Genomic DNA, 22,825 nt, shown 5'->3' with positions numbered 1-22,825 from the left:
CTAATTTTAATCTAACTGAGGGCGTTTTCTCGATTCTTTTTTAGCGGATACTGATTGTTTATCGGCAAGCCTTTTTCTAATCACAGCTTTAGGAATTTTGGTAGTTTTTCTCTTTTTCTGTACATGCAAAGCTGATTTAAGCAAAATGATCAACTTGGCAATCGTCTTTTCCTTATTTAGTAGCTGACTTCTGTCTTCCTGCGACACGACATGAATATTCCCCTCCTGATCTATACGTCCTGCCAGTCTCTCTGTTAATAATGTCCGCTCGTTATCCGTAAAAAAGTATGCCTCAGCTATGTTAAAGATCAATTCAACCTTACTGGAAACCTTATTTACATTTTGTCCGCCTTTACCCCCACTACGTGAAGTTTTGAATGTAACTGCTTTTAATATATCTTCTCTGGTGGGTAACATGGTGCAAACATAAACATATGTTGAGTATTTAATAAAAATTTCACACTAAACAATTCCCCAAAATATTAACTTTGCTGCCCTATGAGAAAAAACCTCGTTGTAGCTATAGATGGCTATTCATCTTGTGGAAAAAGCACCCTTGCCAAAGCACTGGCTAAAAAGTTAGGCTTTATTTATATTGACAGTGGCGCTATGTACCGTGCAGTGACCTTATATTTTATTCGTAATCATGTTAAAGTAAATGATCCTGAAGCAGTAACCTCTGCTCTTGGTCAGATAGAATTGAACTTTCACTCGCAGGACTACCAATCGCACATTACACTTAATGGCGAAGAAGTATCCGAAGAAATCAGGCAAATGCCGGTTTCTGAGAATGTGAGTGAGGTTTCGGCGAACAAACAGGTACGTAAGGAAATGGTAAGACAGCAGCAACGTATGGGAAAATCCAAAAACATAGTGATGGATGGACGTGATATCGGGACGACTGTATTTCCTGATGCTCAGGTTAAATTTTTCATGACTGCTGATCCAAAAATAAGAGCTGAACGCCGTTTTAAGGAGTTACAAAGTAAAGGTGATACTACCACGAGTTTAGAAGATGTTTTTGAGAATCTTGCGCATAGGGATTATGCAGACACTACCCGTGAGGAAAGTCCACTAACCCGGGCTGAAGATGCGATTATCCTGGATAATACTAATCTTACAGAATCGGAGCAACTTGACTTTGCACTGGATATGGTGCATCAGCAATTGCCTTAACTTTCTTTTTGTTTATTTTTTGGAACCGATTCTATAACCGATGCTTTTTCGCTCCGGACGAGAGTCTTCCTTCTTTTCTAAGAATTCATCCAGGTATTTAAATACCAGTTCAATATTTTTATTCTGGTTATCTACTTTATTTTTGATGGAGGCTATCTCAAGACGAAGTTCTATATTGTCTAATAGCACCTGTCTAATTTGAATAAATACCCTTACAATTTGAATATTCACTTCGATTGCCTTATCACTGTTCAATACACTAGCAAGCATAACCGCTCCATGTTCAGTAAACACATAAGGCAACGCTGCTGAATATTTCATAGGAGCATGATGTGAAAACTTCAGAATTATCATTTCTTTTTCTTCTTTTGTAATCTGAAACATGAAATCATCTGGGAAACGTTTCTGATTTCGTTTTACCTGTTCATTCAATCGTTTAGTTGTCACCCCATAAAGCGCTGCCAAATCTCTATCAATCATTACCTTTTTATCACGTAATATGATAATCTTATTGATGATGACTTCATCGGGTATACCTACGATTGATTTGTCTTTTGCCATGTCTTGTGTTTGATTTGAAAGGTGGTCGCATTTTGCGACTACCTCAACAGTGTAATTCTGTTATCTTTATTTATCTACAAGTATCTTCCATAAAAACAATTGTAATATATAAATATAGTACAATAAATATTGAACAACAAAACTAAAATTATTAATAATTTAATTATTTTAAATTAAACGATTCACAATATCAAATAAACATAATCACAACAACCTTATCACCTCCAATTAGTTAAGCTTAAACAAAATGAGGACTCCTGCAATACAACAAGTCGATCTCTCCATTTCTCTGCAATTATTTGGTTACAATAACCAACATAACCTAAACATTACATTTCCATGTTTTAACATAAACACCGGATTAATACTTTTGTTTAACAATTTTGTCAAACTCAAGTTTAATGACCAGCAGAGACACAGGTACTGAACAATTAATTAAGAATACTGCGAAGCGTCTTTTTTTTGCCGAAGGCAAGTTACACGCTACTACACAAGAGATTGCGGATGCAGCCGGGGTAAATCGTACGCTTGTAAACTACTATTTCCGATCAAGAGATGCCTTATTTGATCAGGTGTTTAATGAGGCTCAGGATACCCTCTTTAAAATGCTTGACGAGGTTATGGAATCTGATATGCCATTCAAACAAAAAATTGAGAATCTCATTTCGGTATTCCTTAAAGAGGCTCTGCAATTCCCCTACCGCGAGCTGTTTCTCATTACAGAAATGAACAGACATGATGTAATCAATGCAAAAAAAGCAAGAGCTCAAAAAGTAAATGCTTTTTTAGAAGAGATACAACAGGAAATGGAAAAGGGAACCATAAAAGCTATGAACCCAAGACATTTCACCATCAATCTTTTTTCTCTAATGGCCTACCCATTAGTTACCGCTCCCCTAAATAAAATACTATTTGGTATGAATGATGACGACTACACCGCCCTGATGGAGGAACGAAAACAATTAATATTTGAACTTATATTCCCTTAAACACTACGATATATAAATATGAAAACTAGAATCCATTCTCTTTATTTATTACTTCCTGCATTATTGATCATTGCTTCATGTGGAAATGGCGATCAGAAAAAGGCCGGTCCACCTGCCCCTCAGGTACAAGTCTATCCTGTTGTTGCCTTAACCGCCCAATCTACCTCCTTAGAAACAGACTACCCAGCAACGTTAGAAGGGATTCAGAATATAGACATCAGACCGAAAGTTGACGGCTTTATTGAAAAAATATTTGTTGATGAAGGTGCCACCGTTAAAAAAGGTCAGCCGCTTTTTAACATCAATGCTCCACAATACGAACAGCAGGTTAGAACCGCAGCAGCTGCAATAAGCAGTGCCGAGGCTGATGTAAATGCTGCACAACTACAAGTTAACAAAACAAAACCACTGGTAGAAAAAGACATCATCAGCAAATATGACCTTGATGCAGCCATCCTAACCCTGCAAAGCAGAAAAGCAGCATTGGCACAAGCCAAAGCAGAGCTGGTAAATGCAAAAGTAAATCTGGGCTACACCCACATCACCAGCCCGGTTGACGGAGTAATTGGAAGCATTCCCTTTAAAACAGGAAGTTTGGTAAGCAGCAGCAGTGCCAGTCCACTAACAACAGTTTCTAACATATCTAAAGTATATGCTTACTTCTCTTTAAATGAGAAACAACTTTTAGAGTTCTCCCGTCAATATAAAGGGGCAAATCTGGAAGCAAAGCTGAAAAACATACCGGCTGTTTCACTGGTACTTGCCGATGGAACAACTTATGCAGAAAATGGTAAAGTACAATCTATAAATGGATTGATCAATACAGGCACAGGTTCTTCAAGCTTAAGAGCTACATTTTCAAACCCGGTAAACCTTTTAAGAAGCGGTGCAAGTGCATCCGTACGCATTCCTCAACACCTGGAAAATGTAATCCTTATCCCTCAAAAATCTACTATCGATTTACAAGGTAAAAAATTCGTGTATGTATTGGACGACAAAGGGTTGGTTAAAAACACTGAAATTGAAGTCATGGAATTAACTAAAGGTAACTTCTATGTAGTAACCAAAGGACTAAAAGCCGGTGATAAAATCGTACTGGAAGGCTTCCAATCGTTGAAAGATGGTGCAGAGATTAAACCTGAAGAGAAAAATGCAGATTCAGTTTATGCCGACCTTAACAATAAATAATCTGGTTTTTACAACCTGCTGAAATAGAATATATGTTTAAGAAATTTATAGAAAGACCAGTTTTATCAACGGTAATATCCATTATCATTGTAATACTCGGGGTATTGGGTTTAATTACCTTACCCGTATCCCAATATCCGGAAATTGCACCACCAACAGTACAGGTATCAGCTTCTTATCAAGGTGCGAATGCCGATGTGGTACTGAATAGTGTGGTTATCCCACTCGAAGAGCAAATTAACGGTGTGGAGGACATGACCTACATGATCTCATCGGCAAGTAATGATGGTACAGCCACCATTACGATCAACTTTAAATTAGGCACTAACCCTGATCTGGCAGCAGTAAACGTACAGAACAGGGTAGCGAGAGCCAGTAGCTTATTGCCAGCTGAGGTTACCCGTGCAGGTGTGACCACAGCAAAAAAACAAGCCAGTAATGTATTGATATTCGGTATTTATAGCGACAGTGCCTCTTACGACCAGAAGTTTTTGCAAAATTATGCCAATATCAACCTGATTCCACAAATCAAACGCGTGAATGGAGTTGGTGATGCCAGTGCATTTGGATTGATGGACTATACCATGAGGATCTGGCTTAAACCTGATGTAATGGCCACTTATGGATTGGTACCCAATGATGTGAGTGTAGCACTTGCTGAGCAGAATATTGAAGCTGCTCCAGGCCAGTTTGGCGAGCAGGGCGACCAGTCGTTCCAATATGTGCTAAAATACTCAGGACGTTTAAAAAATGAGACTGAGTTTAGCAATATCATTATCAGGACTGCCGCCAATGGTCAGCTTTTACGATTGAAAGACGTCGCCAGAATTGAATTGGGCGCACAGAGCTACTCCAGTTCTGTACGCTTCAATGGCAAACCTGCATTAGGTATTGCCATTAACCAAACGGCAGGTTCAAATGCAAAAGATGTAATCGAAAGTTCCATAAAAATTCTGGATCAGGCTTCGCTCAGCTTCCCTAAAGGGGTACACTACACCTCATTGGTAAACGTGAATGATTTCCTTGATGCCTCCATAGAAAAGGTAATCCATACCCTGATCGAAGCATTTATTTTGGTTTTCATCGTAGTATTTATTTTCCTTCAGGATTTCCGTTCTACCTTAATCCCGGCCATCAGTGTACCTGTTGCCATTATCGGTACATTCTTCTTCCTTAGTTTATTTGGCTTTACCATTAATCTACTTACACTTTTTGCATTGGTACTGGCCATTGGTATTGTGGTGGATGATGCCATTGTAGTAGTCGAGGCCGTCCACGCCAAGCTCGATCATGGCTACACCTCAGCCAAAAAAGCTACTGTTGATGCCATGGAAGATATTACCGGTGCCATTATTTCCATTACCTTAGTTATGGCAGCCGTATTTATTCCGGTAAGTTTTATCCAGGGTTCATCAGGAGTATTTTATAAGCAATTTGGTTTAACCCTGGCCATAGCGATTATACTTTCGGCAATTAATGCCCTAACATTAAGTCCTGCACTTTGTGCTTTGTTACTGAAACCTCATCCCGAAGATCTTGGCAAACCTAAGAACTTTATGAAGCGTTTTTATGCCGCATTTAATGCTTCTTTCGATGCGATGACCACGAGATACAAGCGCTCAGTAAGCTTTTTAGCAAGAAGGAAATGGATAGCAGGTGCCGGAATTGCCCTATTTGCTGTAGTACTTGTCTGGATGATGAATACCACTCCAAAAGGTTTTGTGCCTAACGAGGATTTGGGTACTATTATGTCCGACATTTCATTACCTCCGGCTACTTCACAGGAACAAACAGCTATCGTCATTAAACAGATCGATAGCATCGCCCATACCATCCCTGAGATCAAGAATTCCTTAACAGTAGTTGGCCGAAGCATGATCAGTGGTACTGGAAGTTCTTATGGTATGGTAATTGGAAAACTAGTGCCCTGGAATGAACGTAAGCGTGATGTAAAAGCAATTATTGGCGAATTGTTTGCCAAAACTGCTAATATTAAAGGCGCCAGAGTCATCTTCTTTGCCCCTCCTACTATCCAGGGATTTGGTACCAGTGGTGGTTTCGAATTCCAATTACAGGATAAAACAGGTGGTGACATTAACAAATTCAATACCATTGGAAACGAATTTCTTGCCGCATTGAGTAAGAGAAAGGAAATTCAATATGCATCAACTTCATTTAACCCTAATTTCCCTCAATACCAGATTGATGTAAATGTAGCTACAGTAAAACAAGCCGGATTAAGCGTTAGTGATGTACTGGGTGTATTGCAAGGTTATTATGGAGGTGTTTATGCATCCAACTTTAACAAGTACGGAAAGCAATACCGTGTAATGTACCAGGCAGATGCGCCTTATCGTGCCAATCAGGAAACACTAAATAGCATATACGTTAGAAATTCGAGTGGACAAATGGCTCCTATCAGCAATTTCATTACCTTGAAAAAGGTATATGGACCACAGGCGATATCACGTTTCAACTTGTTTACCTCTATTTCCGTAACCGGAAGTCCTAATGCCGGATTCAGTTCTGGTGATGCTCTAAAAGCAGTACAAGAAGAAGCTGCCATCCATTTACCTGCAGGATATGGATACGAATTTTCGGGTTTATCCCGGGAAGAGATGTCGAGTGGCAGTCAAACCATATACATCTTCCTGCTTTGTGTAATTTTTGTCTACTTCTTACTTTGTGCCCAATACGAAAGTTATATCCTGCCATTAGCAGTACTTATCTCATTGCCAATTGGTTTAGCAGGAGTATTTATTTTCGATAAAATATTTGGTGTCGACAACAACATCTATACCCAGATCACACTGATCATGCTGGTAGGTTTGCTTGCAAAAAATGCCATTTTGATTGTGGAGTTTGCGGTAGATAGACGAAGAAAGGGAATGAGCATCGTAAGTGCGGCCATTAGTGGTGCAACAGCTCGTTTACGCCCGATCCTAATGACCTCTTTCGCCTTTATTTTAGGATTATTACCATTAATGCTATCTACCGGAGTAGGTGCAGCAGGTAATAAATCAATTGGTACCGGAGCCGTAGGTGGTATGCTTATCGGAACCATATTCGGGATTTTTGTAATCCCTACCTTATTTATTGTATTCCAAAGTCTACAGGAAAGCGTAAGTAAGAAATCGCCTTTTGATGAAGGATATGGCCCAATAGAGGAAACCATTGCATTTCCTGAAGTAGACACCCGCGAACATTAATTTAAAAAACATGAACACCAGATATCATAAATATTATTTCATCATTGGCTTTTCCATACTGAGCTTAACGGCCTGTGTAACGAAGAAATACGAGCGTCCTGTCTTAATCAGCAATGATTTATACCGCGGCAATACCAGCACAGACAGCACTACAATTGCTACGGTACCCTGGAAAAGCATATTTGCCGATCCAGAATTGCAGTCGCTCATTGAACAAGGGATCAATGGAAATCTTGACCTGAAACAGGCCATTGAAAGAATTAAAATTGCCGAAGCTACGCTACTACAAAGTAGAGCAGCTTTATTGCCAAGTTTAACAGCCGATCTTTCGGCAACCGATGCTAAGCAATCAAAGGCATCATTAAACTTCCCTCCGGGTATCAATATCAATACCGAAACTCAAACTTACAGGGCGCAGCTGGGTACCAGTTGGGAGGTCGACATTTGGGGCAAGCTGAGCAGTGCAAAGCGCTCGGCCTATGCCTCATTACTACAAAGTGATGCCGCAAAAAGAGCTGTACAAACGCAATTAATTGCCAACATAGCCAATGGTTATTATAGCTTACTGGCACTGGATAAACAATTATCCATTACCGAGCAAACCATCAAAATCAGACAGCAAGATGTCGAAACCATGAAATCCTTAAAAGAAGGTGCAGTGGTAAATGGAGCAGCCGTAGTACAAAGCGAGGCCAATTTATACGCAGCACAGGTAACACTTCCTGATCTGAAAAGAAGCATCAGGGAAACTGAAAATGCGTTAAGCATCCTTTTAGGAAGAGGCCCTGGAAAGATAGACCGCACTACACTTGATCAGCAAACCACATACAGCAATTTACAAACCGGTGTATCGGCACAGCTGTTGCAAAACAGACCCGATGTACAGGCTGCAGAATTTGCTTTCAGGGCTGCATTTGAAAATAAAAATGTAGCTAAAACCTATTTCTATCCTGCTTTAACCCTAACTGCAAATGTGGGCTTATCGAGTTTGAACCTGCAAAACTTTTTTAGCAATTCATTATTCTATAATTTAATTGGGGGTATTACGCAACCAATATTTAACAAAGGACAAAACAAAGCCCGCTTAAAAACTGCGGAGGCGCAACAACAAATTGCATTCTATAACTTCCAGCAAAGCCTGTTAACGGGTGGGCAAGAAGTATCTGATGCACTTTTTGCTTATCAGACAGCAACCGAAAAGGAAAGCACAAGAGCAATGCAAATTGCCTCCTTAACCAAAGCAGTTGATTTTACCAAAGAATTGCTGCGCTACAGTTCTGCAACAAACTATACCGATGTACTTACTTCTGAGCAAAGTTTACTGGCAGCTCAGCTAAGCAGTATCAATGACAAACTCCAAAAATTACAGTCTGCTGTAAATTTATACAGAGCACTTGGCGGTGGTTGGAAATAATTTCTTAGCTAACAACTAACCACTAACGAAAAGGTATACGATTTTACAACGTATACCTTTTCTTTTATCAGTTCTTTTTACCTAGCTTCATCTTCTAATATGATTAAGCTTTATTTTATCTGATGAATATCCTTATAGTTGAAGACGAAAAAACACTGGGTTTAGAAATAGCCGAATTTTTGGGCAAAGAAGGTTACACCATTGAACATGCCTGGAAGAAATCATCTGCCGAAGAAAAAATCTTCGTAAACACTTACGATTTTGTTCTGCTCGACCTTAGCTTGCCTGGAGGCGATGGTTTTGAACTTTTACACCAGCTAAAGAAAATACCGGGTCGCGAAGATGCCGTAATTATACTTACTGCCCGCGGCGATGTAGACGATCGCATTAAAGGCCTCGAAGCCGGTGCCGACGATTATCTGCCCAAACCTTTCTCTTTAACAGAACTACTAGCCAGAATGCACGCGATCATCCGCCGTAAACATAAACTCGTGATGAATGAAGTAAATGTTCATGACTTTTTACTGGATATTAAAAACCATAAGGTGAGTTTTAGTGGACAGCGTATTAGTTTAACCAATAAAGAGTTCGAGATTTTTAATTACCTGGTATTGAACAAAAACAGGGTAATATCAAGAGTTAACCTTACCGAACATGTTTGGGGTGATATATTGGAGGTAAATTCTGACTCAAACTTTGTTGATGTTCATGTAAAAAACCTACGTAAAAAGCTGGCCGCTCATGCAACAATAGATTGGTTTGAAACCGTTAGAAGTATTGGTTACCGGATTAATTTTTAGCTCCCTTAAAGGCCCAGGTTTAGCAACAATGTACCTATGAAATTACAATTTAAACTCGCTTTATACAATACGCTAACCAAGGTTGCTATTATTACCGGACTGGGTATCGTGATAGCGGTTTCCATCAACCATATCTCTATAAGTCACATTCAAAAGCGCCTTTTACAAAAAAAGATCAGGCTTATTGCCAACCTTTCTAATATAGAGGTAAACGATCTGCTACTACAAAAAACATTTACAGACTATAACCTGCTGCGTGAGGAATACATCATTCTTAAAGAGATAAAAAAAGAAGATCATCCCATAAAGCAGAAGTTTATGCAGGAATTCCGTAGTATAGAAGGAAAGCAGGAAGAATTTCAAATCCTGATCACCGACTTTAGTTACGAGGGAAAGAGCTATAGACTCGAACTTGGTGAAACCATGTCCACCTTAGCCCAATTGGAGCATACCATTTCCATGTTTACTTTCGGGATATTGATTGCAGCTGTTATTCTTACCTTAATTATAGACCTCGGCTTTATGCAGTTTTTGCTGGCCCCTTTCTATCTGATTATTGATCAAAAACTGAATAAGGTAAATGATCCGATTAATTTTAATTATCAACCTGTAAAAACCAGTACCGACGATTTTAAAATACTGGATCAGAGCATCAGCGTGCTGATGAATAAAATCGCTACGCTTTTTCTTACCGAAAAGGAGTTTATTGCCAATGTATCTCACGAATTGCTTACCCCTATTTCCATCCTCAATACCAGACTCGAAAACCTGTTAAATGATGAACAGTTAAGCCCCGAAGGAGAAAACAAATTATTTGCTTGTTTAAAAACACTAAACCGACTAAAAGCCATCATAAATAGTTTGCTGCTGATTTCGAAGGTTGAGAACCAGCAATATGGTAAAACCGATATCATATCGGTAAAACATACTGTAGAAGAAGTACATGAAGAGCTGGAGCATCGGCTATTGATGATGAAGCTTAAAATGCATATTAATCTTACGGATGACTATGCCTTTACTGGAAATAAGTCACTGTTCCATACCTTGCTGATGAATTTGATCAACAACGCGATAAAATATAATAAGCGATCCGGTTCAGTAAATATTTATAATGAACCTTCATCGGAAGGTTACACCCTTGTGATTGCCGATACCGGTCTTGGGATGGATCCGGAGGTAGTGCAAAATGCCTTCATCCGTTTTGAAAAACTCCAATCGGAGAAAGAGGATAGTCATGGATTAGGCCTCGCCATTGTAAGAAGTATCGCAGCCTTTCACGACATCCATGTTGATATCACTTCGCAAAAAGGTACAGGAACGAAAGTGCGCATTATTTTTCCAAACTGAATTTTTCTTCATCAAATCTTCATACAGTCTCCGCAACTTTGATCTAACAAAAAACACTAAATAATTTATAACATGAAAAGAACAATTTTAGCGCTAGCATTAGTTGCAACAACTTTTGGCGCATTCGCACAAAACACTACTCCAGCTGCCAAAACTGCAACTGCGAAAACTGCAACTACACCTGCAACTGCTACACCTGCAACTGCTGAAGCTGCAAAACCTAAACACAAAAAAGCTGTTAAAAAAGCTGCTGAAGCACCTGCTACTGCTAAAACTGATGCAAAACCAGTAGAAGCTAAAAAAGCTGGTAAATAGTAATCCGTTAAGTTTTTAGTTGAAAGGCCATTTGTTATAAAACAGATGGCCTTTCTTTTTTGATTCACAGGCATTTAGATCATTTGCCGCTTATTTCTCTGCTTTACGTGATGAAATCTGTGCAATTACTTTACAATCTGTTCTAAATCAACAACATTTATCTGAAATTTCTTTGCTGGAAAAAGAATAATTCCTATATTTGCCGTCCCTCACGGGAAAAGGAGATTTAATTTTAATGGCTAAAAAACAAGTAGCAGAAAAAGAACTAGAGGCTAAAAAAGCCGAATTACAAGGCGCAGACGCTCGTCTGGCTGAGAAAGAAACCATTGAGTCAGAAGCTGATTCAGTGTCGATCGAACAGATCAAATCATCATTAGCAACTCCAGATCAAGATTTTGACTGGGATGCAGACGACAAAGCATTCGGAAATTACAGTGACGCAGACCGTAAGAAGTTTGAAGATATGTATACCGATACTTTCAATCAAATCAACCAAGGTGAAATCATCAGCGGTACCGTTGTTTCAATCAACAACAAAGACGTAGTATTAAACGTAGGATTTAAATCTGACGGTTTGGTATCTACTTCTGAGTTCCGTGATACACCTGATTTGAAAGTTGGCGACAAAGTTGACGTTTTCGTGGAAGCCCCTGAAGATGCTAACGGCCAGTTAATTTTATCTCGTAAAAGAGCTAAAACCCAAAGATCATGGGAGTCTATTAATGAGGCTCTTGACAATGACAGAATCATCAACGGATTTGTTAAAAGCCGTACTAAAGGTGGTCTTATCGTTGACATCATGGGTGTTGAAGCTTTCTTACCTGGTTCTCAAATTGACATCAAACCTATCCGCGATTACGATGTATACGTGGGTAAAACAATGGAATTCAAAGTTGTTAAGATCAACCACGAATTTAAAAACGTAGTTGTATCTCATAAAATCTTAATTGAGGACGACTTAGAAAGCCAAAAAGTTGAGATCGTATCTAAACTTGAAAAAGGTCAGGTATTGGAAGGTACTGTTAAAAACATCACTGACTTCGGTGTATTCATCGATTTAGGTGGCGTTGACGGTTTACTTCACATTACTGATATTTCTTGGGGCCGCATAGAGCATCCAAAAGAAGTATTGAGCTTAGATGAGAAAATCAATGTTGTTGTTCTTGACTTTGATGACGAGAAAAAACGTATTGCTTTAGGTTTAAAACAATTGACTCCTCACCCTTGGGAATCTTTAGATGCTAACTTAGCTGTTGGTTCTAAAGTTAAAGGTAAAATTGTTACTGTAGCTGATTACGGTGCTTTCTTAGAAATCATTCCTGGTGTTGAAGGTTTAATCCACGTTTCAGAAATGTCGTGGTCACAAAACTTACGCAGCCCACAAGAATTCTTGAAAGTTGGCGATGAAATCGAAGCTGAAGTTTTAACTTTAGACAGAGAAGATCGCAAAATGAGCTTAGGTATTAAACAATTAACTCAAGATCCTTGGCAAAATGTTGCTGAAAGATATCCTATCGGAAGCAAACATACTGCAGTAGTTAAAAACATGACTAACTTCGGTGTATTCGTGGAAATCGAAGAAGGCATCGATGGTTTAATCCATATCTCTGATCTTTCATGGTCTAAAAAAGTTAACCACCCTAACGAATTCACTAAAGTTGGTGATACATTAGACGTAGTTGTATTAGAATTAGACGTTGAAAGCCGCAAATTAAGCTTAGGTCACAAACAATTAGAAGAAAACCCTTGGGATACTTTTGAAACTATCTTCACTTTAGATTCAATCCACCAGGGAACTGTTGTTAAAGTAACTGATAAAGGTGCTGTTATTGCTTTACCTTATGGTGTAGAAGGTTTCGTACCAACTAAACACATGGCTAAAGAAGATGGTAGTACCATCAAAGCTGAAGAAACTAATGACTTCAAAATCATTGAGTTTAACAAAGATGCTAAACGTATCGTTGTTTCTCACGCCCGTATCTGGGAAGAGGCTAAAGCTGAAGCTGTTGCTGAAGAGAGAAATGCTAAGAAAAAAGAAGCTAAAGCTTCTAGCAGTGCAGTGAAAAAAGTTAAAGATTCAGTTGAAAAATCTACATTAGGTGATTTAGGCGTGCTTGCACAATTAAAACAACAAATGGAAGGTGAAGAAAACAAAGCCAAAAAAGGCGAGTAATCTTTAAAGCTTATATATTAAAAGCATCCCCTAACCGGGATGCTTTTTTTTTGCCCCTCTTTTTGCTATTTTGCGACATGATGAAATCTTTGTTAACATTCATATTTGGCCTGCTGATCATAAACAACACACAAGCTCAGCTACCGGCAATTATTCCTCAGCCTGTTCAAATTATAGCTAAGGATAAAGCATTGCCTTTTGTATTAAAAACAAATACTCAAATTATTGCAGTAGATTCACTTTCCACTAGCGCTTCCTTTCTGAAGAACTATTTAAATACTTACTATGGTATTGATTTAGCGAATAACCCAGCCTCTGCCAGTACTTCAAATACGATCAAGATCGCGGTTAACCCTGGAGTGACTGAAAATCCAGACGGCTACAAACTGGTGGTCGACAACAAGAACATTAACATTACTGCAAGTTCTGCTCGTGGAGCTTTTTATGGCATTCAAACATTAATCCAACTGCTGCCAACTACAACATCAAAAGATAACCTGGCCATTCCCTCCGTTGAGATTTTTGACTACCCCCGCTTTGGTTACCGGGGTATGCATCTTGATGTAAGCAGACACTTCTTTGATGTGGCCTTCATAAAAAAATACATAGACTATCTGGCCTACCATAAACTAAACAACTTTCATTGGCACCTAACTGATGATCAGGGCTGGAGAATAGAGATCAAAAAACATCCTAAGCTGACCAATATCGGTGCATGGCGTAATGGAACCATTATAGGTTTATACCCGGGGACAGGTAATGATGGCCTTAGATACGGTGGATACTATACTCAGCAGGAAGTTAAAGATGTCATTAAATATGCGGCAGACCGATACATTAATGTCATCCCCGAAATTGAAATGCCAGCACATAGTATGGCCGTATTGGCTGCCTACCCACAGTTTGGTACCGAGCCTTCCAAAAAATATGAAGTGGCACAGACCTGGGGAATCTTCAATAAGTTGAACAATGTGCTCCAACCTACCGAGCAGACTTTTAAATTTCTGGAAGAAGTATTAACGGAAGTTATGGCTCTTTTTCCATCCAAATACATCCATATTGGCGGTGACGAAGGTTCAAAGATCTGGTGGAAACAATCAGCAGTATCGCAGCAGATCATGAAAGCGAACGGAATAAAAGATGAAAGTGGACTGCAAAGCTTTTTCATCCACAGAATAGAAAATTTTGTAAACAGGAAGGGCAAAACCATTATTGGCTGGGATGAAATTCTAGATGGCGGTCTGGCACCAAATGCTGTTGTAATGAGCTGGCGTGGAGAAAAAGGCGGCATTGCTGCTGCCAAACAAAAGCATAAAGTAATCATGACACCGGAAGACATGATGTATTTTAACCATAGTCAGTTTGTGAAAGATGATTCACTGACTGCGGCAAAATATCTTCCACTAAAAAACGTATACGATTACGAACCTGTACCTTCGGTATTGAATACTGAGGAAGCTAAATACATTTGGGGTGGACAAGCAAATTTATGGTCTGAATATATTGCCAATCCTGCGAAAGTAGAATACATGCTTTTCCCGAGACTAGATGCTTTAAGTGAGATTTTATGGAGCCCTAAAGAGAAGAAAAACTATCCTGATTTTCAGAATCGGTTAAAAACCCAATTTAAAAGGTACGACCTCATGAAGATAAATTATAGTAAACGATATTTAGTAAACTAATGAATATATGCCCATAAATATTGAAATCATAAATTCAAATACATAACATATTTAAGGACAAGCTGCTACATTAGCATTTTGTACTTTTTAAATTTAAAAGCATCTTTATGTATTTGAGGTTCCAAATTTTGGCTATATTTGCATAATCTTTAAGTCAATGCAAAAACGAACACTGCTAGACGGTCAAAAATTCCAGATCACAATTAAGCGACTTTGTCATCAATTAATTGAGAATCACAACGATTTTTCTAATACTGTTTTAATTGGTATACAGCCACGCGGCAGTTACTTTGCCGATAGAGTAAAACACGAACTTTCAGAAGTCCTGAAAAAAAGCGCCATTAAGAAAGGTAATTTAGATATCACTTTCTTTAGAGATGATTTTAGACGGAAAGATGGGCTCGTTTCTGCAAGCAGCAATACCATAGATTTTATTATTGAAGGCAAAAACGTAATCTTAATTGATGATGTATTGTGGACTGGGCGGACTATCCGTGCTGCGCTTGATGCACTATTGGCATACGGAAGACCTGCTAAAGTAGAATTACTGGTGCTAATTGACCGACGCTTTTCAAGACACGTACCCATTGAGCCGGATTATATCGGATTACAGGTAGATACGCTTGACTCGCAACAAGTGCGGGTGAGCTGGAAAGAAACAGAAGGAGAAGACAAAGTTATCTTAATATCAGAAAGCAATAAATAATATGGCAGTAGAAAAATTATCAACCCGACATCTTTTAGGAATCAAAGATATTAACCGGAATGATATCGAATTAATCTTCGAAACTGCAGATAATTTCAAAGATGTAATTAACAGGCCAATAAAAAGGGTCCCTTCGTTAAGAGACATCACTATTGCCAATATATTTTTTGAGAACTCTACCAGGACCAAACTTTCATTTGAACTGGCTGAAAAACGCCTTTCGGCCGACGTAGTTAATTTCGCTGCATCCTCTTCATCGGTAAGTAAGGGTGAAACCCTGATTGATACGGTAAACAACATTCTAGCCATGAAAGTGGACATGGTGGTCATGAGACACCCTTATGCTGGTGCCGGTCAGTTTTTAAGTAAACACATCAAAGCCCAAATCGTTAACGCGGGTGATGGAGCTCACGAACACCCTACACAAGCTTTACTGGATGCTTTCTCTATCCGCCAGAAACTTGGTGATGTAGCAGGTAAAAAAGTAGTGATTGTAGGTGACATCCTCCACTCCAGAGTAGCCATTTCAAATATCCTTTGCCTGCAAAAACTAGGTGCAGAAGTAATGGTATGTGGCCCTACAACCTTAATCCCTAAGCACATTGAAAGTCTAGGTGTAAAAGTTGAACACGATTTAATCAAAGCTTTAAATTGGTGCGATGTAGCCAATATGCTACGCATACAACTGGAGCGACAAGACATCAAGTATTTCCCTTCTTTAAGAGAATATGCGATGATGTACGGACTAAATAAACAGATCCTGGACAATCTGGATAAAGAAATCATTGTAATGCATCCAGGCCCTATCAACAGGGGTGTGGAGATTACCAGTGATGTAGCTGACAGCAAGCAATCTATCATCCTTGAACAGGTTGAAAATGGTGTAGCGGTACGCATGGCCGTACTCTATCTATTAGCTGCTCAGAACGACTAAAAAGCCGGTTCAGCACAACATCAATCCCATAGAGGATGGATATTTTTTAAGAATCAATACGAACTTTCTTTAAAAATCGTTAAACCTGTGTTATCAACACATGTTAATTTCTTATGTTAATAAGACCCAATACTATATCTATATTAGTACCAACCATATTTGAAATCAGATGTCAAAAAAATACTTTTTTATTCCGCTACTGCTAGCAGGGGGCTTTACGGCCGGTTACGCGCAAACGAGTGTACTCGTGAACCTGAACAAGAACTACCAAACTGGTTTGGAACTACTCGATAACGAGAAATATGTAGCTGCGGCGCAACAGTTTAGACTGGTGGAGCAGCAGAGACAAAAGCCAAGTACCCAACCAGAAAGCAATGCCGAGTTGTCAATGCTTAAAGAAAATGCCAAGTTCTATGCTGCCGTTTGTGCCTTAGAACTCGGTAACAGGGATGCAGAAAGCTTGTTTCAAGACTTCATTAAAAATTATCCCCTAAATCCAAATACGAAACTTGCTTACTTCCATGTAGGTAAATCATATTTTGCACAAAAAAACTACCAGAAAGCACTGGAATGGTTTGAAAAAACTGACCCTTCTACCCTTTCCGGTAAACAACGACTAGAGTATCAGTTTAAACAAGGATATGCCTATTTTGAACTGAAGAACATAGAAAAAGCAGAACCTTTATTTGAAGCGGTGAAAAAGGAAAAATCACCTTTTCAGGAAAGTGCTACCTATTACTTTGCTTATATCAATTACCTGAACAAAGAATATAAAACTGCACTAAGCAATTTTGAAAAACTAAAAGGATCACCTACTTACGAAGCAAGCTACCCGTATTACATTACTTCTATGTACTACCTGGATGAGCGTTATGATGACGTGATCAATTATGCCATTCCTATTTTAAAGACCTCTAAGCAACAGTATGAAGCAGAAATGCTGAGCCTGATTGCAGCTTCTTATTTTGCGAAATCTGATTATGCAAATGCCGAGAAGTATTTCAGAGATTTTTATGCAAAAGATAAATCAAACAATAAGAATAACCTTTTTATCTATCAGTATGGTTATTCCTTATTTGAATTGAAAAAATACAGTGAATCGGTAAGTGTATTGGAGAAACTGGATACAGATGACATTTACCTACAAAGCGGGATGTATACATTGGGTCGCTCCTTCCTGCAGTTAAAAAATAAAGAAAAAGCCAGAAGTGCTTTCTTCAGGGCTTCAAGACTTGATTTCGATAAGGTGATACAGGAAGAAGCCTGGATCAACTATGCCAGATTAAGTTATGAGCTTGATTTTAACCAACAAGCACTGGAAGCCACTCAAAATTTCTTAAAGCAGTTTCCGACCTCACGGAAATTAAATGATGCCAAAACACTGCTTGGAGAAATCCTCCTAACCAGTAAAAATTATCAGGCCGCGATAGATATTTTAGAGCCTATTCAAAATAAATCGGAAGGAGCCAAAGAGGCTTATCAAAAAGTAACTTACTTCAGAGGACTTGAATTTTATAACGAAAGAGCATTCCCAAATGCATTATCGATGTTCCTTCGCTCAGAAAAATTCCCTCAGGATGAAGAGATTCTTGCATTAAGCACCTACTGGAAAGCAGAAGCCTGCTACGAACTCAGAAAGTTTGGTGAAGCGGTAAAACATTTTGAGACATTTTTGGCTATGCCGGGTGCCAATAAAACCGGCGTTTACAATTTCGCAAATTATGCCCTTGCCTATTCGGCTTTTGAAGATGAGCGCTACGGCAAAGCAGCTACTTATTTTGAGCGTTTTTTAAAAGGCAATGATAAGGATCAGAAAACAGTAAATGATGCGACCATCAGACTAGCGGATTCTTATTTTGTAAGCAAAAGCTATGCTAATGCCCTGGTAAACTACAACAAGATTATTAGTAGTAAGGCTACAGGTGAAGATTACGCTTTATTTCAACGCGGTATGATTCAAGGTCTGGAAAATCAAAATGATGCGAAGATCAGTACCATGCAAAGCCTGCTTAAACAATTCCCTACCTCAAATTATGCCGATGATGCAGGTTTTGAAATGGCCTATACTTATTTCAATAAAGGCGATTTGGACAAATCGAAATCAGATTTGATTAGCCTGGTAAGTCAGTACCCTAACAGTAGTTATGTACCGCGTGCATTGGTAACCATCGGCTTGGTTCAATACAACCAAAACCAGGATGATGCAGCCCTGGAATCATTCAAAAAAGTAATCAGAGACTATGCAAGTACTGAGGAGGCTAAACAGGCTTTAGGATCCATCAAGAATATTTACGTAGATAAAGGAGATTCTCAAGGTTTCATTGCCTATGCGGGCACTACCCCACTGGGTAATTACTCATCGGCAGAACAAGACAATATCCTGTTTCAGGGAGCAAACAACTTATATCTAAAAGGCGATGCGAAAGGGGCTTTTGAAGCGATCAATGCTTACTTTGATAAGTTCCCTAAAGCCATACACGATAAAGAAGCTAAATTTATCAGAGCAGAATCACTGGTTAAATTAGGTCGGCCTAATGAAGCTATTCCTGACTATGAATATATTTTGAACGACTGGACAAGTGATTATACCGAGCGTTCGCTGGTGAGCATTTCCAAACTTTTCCTTGATCAGAAAAAATACAATGAAGCCATTGTATACCTGAAACGACTGGAAACAACGGCTGATTACAAAGTGCATTATACTTACGCGTTAAACAATCTTTTAAAAGCTTACAATGCGTTGAACATGCCGGATGATGTATTGAAATATGTACAGTTGATTAAAGAGTCTGATAAAGCTTCTGAAGAAGAGAAAAACAGTGTGGACCTGTACGCAGGTAAAGCTTACTTATTAAAAGCAGATACAACACTCGCTGTAAAATCATTTAACAACGTAGTTAGCAAAACCAAAACGCTTGCTGCTGCCGAGGCTAAGTATAACCTGGCAGCTGTACAATATGCTAAACGCGATTATAAAACATCAACAAAAACTTGTTTTGATTTGATTAATAATATGCCTTCTTATGATTATTGGGTAGCTAAGGCTTTTATATTACTATCCGATAACTATGTAGCCTTAAAAGATAATTTACAGGCAAAAAGTACGCTATTGAGTATTATAGATAACTACGATGGCAAAGATGATATTGTGCCTACTGCCAAAGCGAAATTAGAAAAAATTAAATAAGACTAAGCGACATGAGATTGACCAAATTAATATATACAACCCTATTTTTTATTGCAGCAGGTACCCTAAACACTATCGCGCAAGACAAAAAAACGACCGAGAAGAAAACGGAAGAGAAAAAAACAGAAGATAAAGCGGTAACCGAGGAAATTGAAGTGGTAAGACCTTATAAGCCTGTTTTAGCAGAAGCCGTTAAATTAAGGAGAAGTCCTGATTTGAATGATGTTAAAACTTATAAAGCAAAATTCAATTACAGCTTAACCGATAGAAAACTTGAATTAAACTCGGACATCAATAAACTACAGGCCCAACAGCTGGCAGCAGAAAAAGAAACGGAACTGATTAACAATTACGTTAAAGGCGCTTTCGGTTCTGCATCAACAACAATGGCTGAAGCCTATATCAATATTGGTAGAGATGAGGCTTTACAAGCTGGTGCATTTTTCAGACATTTCGGGCAATCAGGAAGTCTAAACAAACAAAGTGCAAACCAGCAACAGCTAAGTGTTTTTGGTAGAAGCATTGGCGACCTGGTAACTTTAAGCGGCCGGCTAAACTTTCAAAGGAACGGATTGTACTTTTATGGGATTGATAAAAACAACCCTACTTTAAATCCTAATCCAGAAAAACAGGCATTAAGCTTTCTTGAAGCCGAAGGTGAACTGGTAAATAAATTCACCAATGATCCTGATGCCTTAAGCTATGCAGCTAAATTAAATGGATATGTATGGAGTGATAAATTCGATGCTAAAGAAAGTTCAATTATATTGAATGGTTACCTGAACAAACGCATTAGCAGTCTCAATTTAGGTCTTGCGGCCTCAGCAGAATTTGGCAATACAAAAGATGCGCTTACTAATGTAGGCAACAACCTGCTTAGGTTAAACCCATACATTAAGCTGCAAGCCAATGGCGTTAAGATTAATGCAGGAATCAATTTTGTACAGGAATTTGGAACAGTTTCCTCAACCAGAATATTCCCAGCTGTAACCGCAGATTTTACCTTGATACCTGATTACTTAGAAATTTTTGGAGAAGTAAAAGGTGATGTGAATCGCAATTCCCTAAAACAACTGACCGATGAAAATCCATTTTTGAATAGCAACATATCCATCAAAAATTCAATAGAAAAACTAAGCATCAGTGGTGGTATTAAGGGAACAGGTGGTCCCGGATTTGGCTATAAAGCCAGATTCTATCACAAACGCATCGAAGATATGGCTTTGTTTGTAAATGACTTTGCCCACTTTAACAAGTTTGATGTGATTTACGATTTTGGTACCACAAAACTGACAGGTATTGAAGGCGAATTATCGGTACAGGTGAGTGATGCCTTAAAATGGACAGGTAAATTGAATTTTGAGGATTATAAACCTGCAGCAGAAACACAAAGCTGGTTTAAACCACAATTGCGTTTAAGTTCTGATTTAATGTATGCCATTACCAAACAAATTACATTAAATGCAGCTGTTGCCATCCAGGACGATAGCAAAGCAAAAGTTTACACTGCTGCTCCTGCAAATCCTTATATCATTCCTGATCTGGCCAATGAAACTGTAGTTACAGTGAAAGGCTTTGTAGACCTTGGTGTAGGGGCGACTTATAAGATTAACAACAAATTTTCGGCCTTTGCCAGAGTAAATAATTTGCTAAATACCAAGTACAGCAAGTATCTATATTATGAGGCAATTGGGCTGAATATATTTGGCGGTGTAGCCTATTCGTTCTAATGCATTTCAATTAATAATTGCTTGGTACGGAATTAAAATTTAATTTTACCAGAATGGATATCTTATCATACCTGACAACACTTATAAAAACCCACAAAGAAGTGGGAATTCCCGGACTGGGAACCATTTATAAAAGGAAATCTCCTGGGAGGTATGATATAGATACGCATTCGTTTCTGCCACCAAGCTATACATTAAGCTTTACTTCTGATTTAAAGGAACAAACACTCCTTACAGATTTGATCAGCAAGAAAAAGAATATATCAGTAGATGCAGCAACTTATTTTGTTGAACAATTTTCTCAAAATATACTGGATGAACTTTCCGGTCACCAGGAATCTGATTTTGGTGACCTGGGAACTTTCTCAACCACAATGGGCAGCCTAACCTTTATTCCTAAGCAGGAAAGCAATCTGGGTTTCGATTTTTACGGATTACCAACGGTTAAGGCCGACCTGAGCAGTAAGGAAGAAGAGTCTTTACAAGCTGCAGAATTACCTGAGAAAGAGGAACAGCCACATGTACCTGAGGCACAATTAGCACTCGAAAATAACAATGCTGATCTGAGTGATGGCGCTCCGGAAGCCGAGGATCAGCCTTTGACTGATGATGTACTTATTTCTCATTTGGAGAGTACAGAATTACCTGAGCAGCAACAAGAAGTAGAACACGATGAGCAGCCTGTATACGAGGAAATAGCGGAAGTTGTACCTGGGCCTCAAGTTGAAGAAGAAAAGCCGCCGGTTGTTATCGAAACTCCTGAAGTTGTAAAAGCAATTGATGTTAAGGAGCCTGTTCCTGCCCTTGAAAAGACTCAACAAAAAGGATCTACTCATTTTGAACTGGATTATACAGATCCGGAAAAACTGGGTGTGCCTGCATATCTGAAAGTAATTATTGCCCTTGTTGGCATTATCGTACTTGCCGGAATTATTTATTTGGCAAAACCCGAACTGTTTGATAGCATTATTAAAAAAACTTCCCCACCACCTGTTGTACAAACAGATACGGTACCAGCTATTAATGATAACAAACAAATAAAAATAGACTCTATTGCACAGGCTGACAGCATCAGAAAAAGTAATGAAAAAGCCATTCTTGCTGTAGACTCTGCTAAAAAAGATTCAGTCATAGCTACCAGGAAACCTGTAGAAAAACAGGAAACAGTTTCTTATGAAATTATTGCGGCATCACTACTTAATCAAAAGGAAGCAGATAACTTCCTTGCTGACATGAAGAGAAAAGGTATCAAGGCAAAAGTTGCCGACATGCCAGGCAAAAGAGTAAAAATCAGCATAGGTTCATTTACTGATGAAGAAAGTGCGAAAAAAGAACTTGAAGTCCTGAAGAAAACAACAAAAATCCCAGGAATTTACATTTACACAGTTAGACACACAAACAATCCTAAATAATT

At 38.7% G+C, this 22,825-nt stretch carries 17 protein-coding genes; 15 read left to right on the top strand and 2 right to left on the bottom strand.

What is annotated here, in order from left to right:
- Positions 1-6 precede the first annotated feature (6 nt).
- Complete coding sequence (gene arfB, locus P0Y49_04080; GenBank protein WEK20317.1) at positions 7-417, bottom strand: alternative ribosome rescue aminoacyl-tRNA hydrolase ArfB; 411 nt, start codon at positions 415-417, stop codon at positions 7-9.
- 81 nt (positions 418-498) lie between these two features.
- Here arfB and cmk point away from each other — a divergent pair, with 81 nt between their 5' ends.
- Positions 499-1,176, top strand: coding sequence for a (d)CMP kinase (gene cmk, locus P0Y49_04075; protein ID WEK20316.1), 678 nt, complete (start codon positions 499-501; stop codon positions 1,174-1,176).
- 12 nt (positions 1,177-1,188) lie between these two features.
- On the opposite strand, the gene P0Y49_04070 is transcribed toward cmk, so the two are convergent.
- Positions 1,189-1,737 (bottom strand): ORF6N domain-containing protein, encoded by a 549-nt coding sequence (locus tag P0Y49_04070; protein ID WEK20315.1) that lies wholly within the window; start codon positions 1,735-1,737, stop codon positions 1,189-1,191.
- Positions 1,738-2,138: 401 nt separating this feature from the next.
- Here P0Y49_04070 and P0Y49_04065 point away from each other — a divergent pair, with 401 nt between their 5' ends.
- The 14 genes from P0Y49_04065 to P0Y49_04000 all read left to right on the top strand — a co-directional run bounded on the left by P0Y49_04065 (position 2,139) and on the right by P0Y49_04000 (position 22,823).
- Entirely contained in the window at positions 2,139-2,726 is a 588-nt protein-coding gene (locus P0Y49_04065; GenBank protein WEK20314.1) for a TetR/AcrR family transcriptional regulator, read from the top strand.
- 18 nt (positions 2,727-2,744) lie between these two features.
- On the top strand, positions 2,745-3,914 hold the full coding sequence (locus P0Y49_04060) for an efflux RND transporter periplasmic adaptor subunit (GenBank protein ID WEK20313.1): 1,170 nt from the start codon (positions 2,745-2,747) through the stop codon (positions 3,912-3,914).
- 32 nt (positions 3,915-3,946) lie between these two features.
- Positions 3,947-7,123 (top strand): efflux RND transporter permease subunit, encoded by a 3,177-nt coding sequence (locus P0Y49_04055; GenBank protein WEK20312.1) that lies wholly within the window; start codon positions 3,947-3,949, stop codon positions 7,121-7,123.
- A 10-nt stretch (positions 7,124-7,133) separates the two neighbouring features.
- Positions 7,134-8,537, top strand: a complete 1,404-nt coding sequence (locus P0Y49_04050) for an efflux transporter outer membrane subunit (GenBank protein ID WEK20311.1) — start codon at positions 7,134-7,136, stop codon at positions 8,535-8,537.
- 122 nt (positions 8,538-8,659) lie between these two features.
- Entirely contained in the window at positions 8,660-9,337 is a 678-nt protein-coding gene (locus P0Y49_04045; GenBank protein WEK20310.1) for a response regulator transcription factor, read from the top strand.
- A gap of 36 nt (positions 9,338-9,373) precedes the next feature.
- Positions 9,374-10,684: a HAMP domain-containing sensor histidine kinase gene (locus tag P0Y49_04040; protein ID WEK20309.1), complete on the top strand. Its 1,311-nt coding sequence runs from the start codon at positions 9,374-9,376 to the stop codon at positions 10,682-10,684.
- A 72-nt stretch (positions 10,685-10,756) separates the two neighbouring features.
- Entirely contained in the window at positions 10,757-10,999 is a 243-nt protein-coding gene (locus P0Y49_04035; GenBank protein ID WEK20308.1) for a hypothetical protein, read from the top strand.
- 235 nt (positions 11,000-11,234) lie between these two features.
- A complete protein-coding gene (gene rpsA / locus P0Y49_04030) occupies positions 11,235-13,172 on the top strand; it encodes a 30S ribosomal protein S1 (GenBank protein WEK20307.1) in 1,938 nt (645 codons plus the stop codon).
- An 80-nt stretch (positions 13,173-13,252) separates the two neighbouring features.
- Entirely contained in the window at positions 13,253-14,854 is a 1,602-nt protein-coding gene (locus P0Y49_04025; GenBank protein WEK21771.1) for a beta-N-acetylhexosaminidase, read from the top strand.
- Between the two features lie 157 nt (positions 14,855-15,011).
- Positions 15,012-15,560 (top strand): bifunctional pyr operon transcriptional regulator/uracil phosphoribosyltransferase PyrR, encoded by a 549-nt coding sequence (pyrR, locus tag P0Y49_04020; protein ID WEK20306.1) that lies wholly within the window; start codon positions 15,012-15,014, stop codon positions 15,558-15,560.
- A gap of 1 nt (position 15,561) precedes the next feature.
- A complete protein-coding gene (locus P0Y49_04015; GenBank protein WEK20305.1) occupies positions 15,562-16,494 on the top strand; it encodes an aspartate carbamoyltransferase catalytic subunit in 933 nt (310 codons plus the stop codon).
- Positions 16,495-16,663: 169 nt separating this feature from the next.
- A complete protein-coding gene (locus tag P0Y49_04010; GenBank protein ID WEK20304.1) occupies positions 16,664-19,681 on the top strand; it encodes a tetratricopeptide repeat protein in 3,018 nt (1,005 codons plus the stop codon).
- A gap of 11 nt (positions 19,682-19,692) precedes the next feature.
- Entirely contained in the window at positions 19,693-21,411 is a 1,719-nt protein-coding gene (locus P0Y49_04005; protein ID WEK20303.1) for a TonB-dependent receptor, read from the top strand.
- A 53-nt stretch (positions 21,412-21,464) separates the two neighbouring features.
- Complete coding sequence (locus tag P0Y49_04000) at positions 21,465-22,823, top strand: SPOR domain-containing protein (protein WEK20302.1); 1,359 nt, start codon at positions 21,465-21,467, stop codon at positions 22,821-22,823.
- The last annotated feature ends 2 nt before the right edge of the window (positions 22,824-22,825 follow it).

It is taken from the genome of Candidatus Pedobacter colombiensis (assembly GCA_029202485.1).
Classification (GTDB): domain Bacteria; phylum Bacteroidota; class Bacteroidia; order Sphingobacteriales; family Sphingobacteriaceae; genus Pedobacter; species Pedobacter colombiensis.
This window is presented reverse-complemented; position numbering and strand designations above follow the sequence as displayed.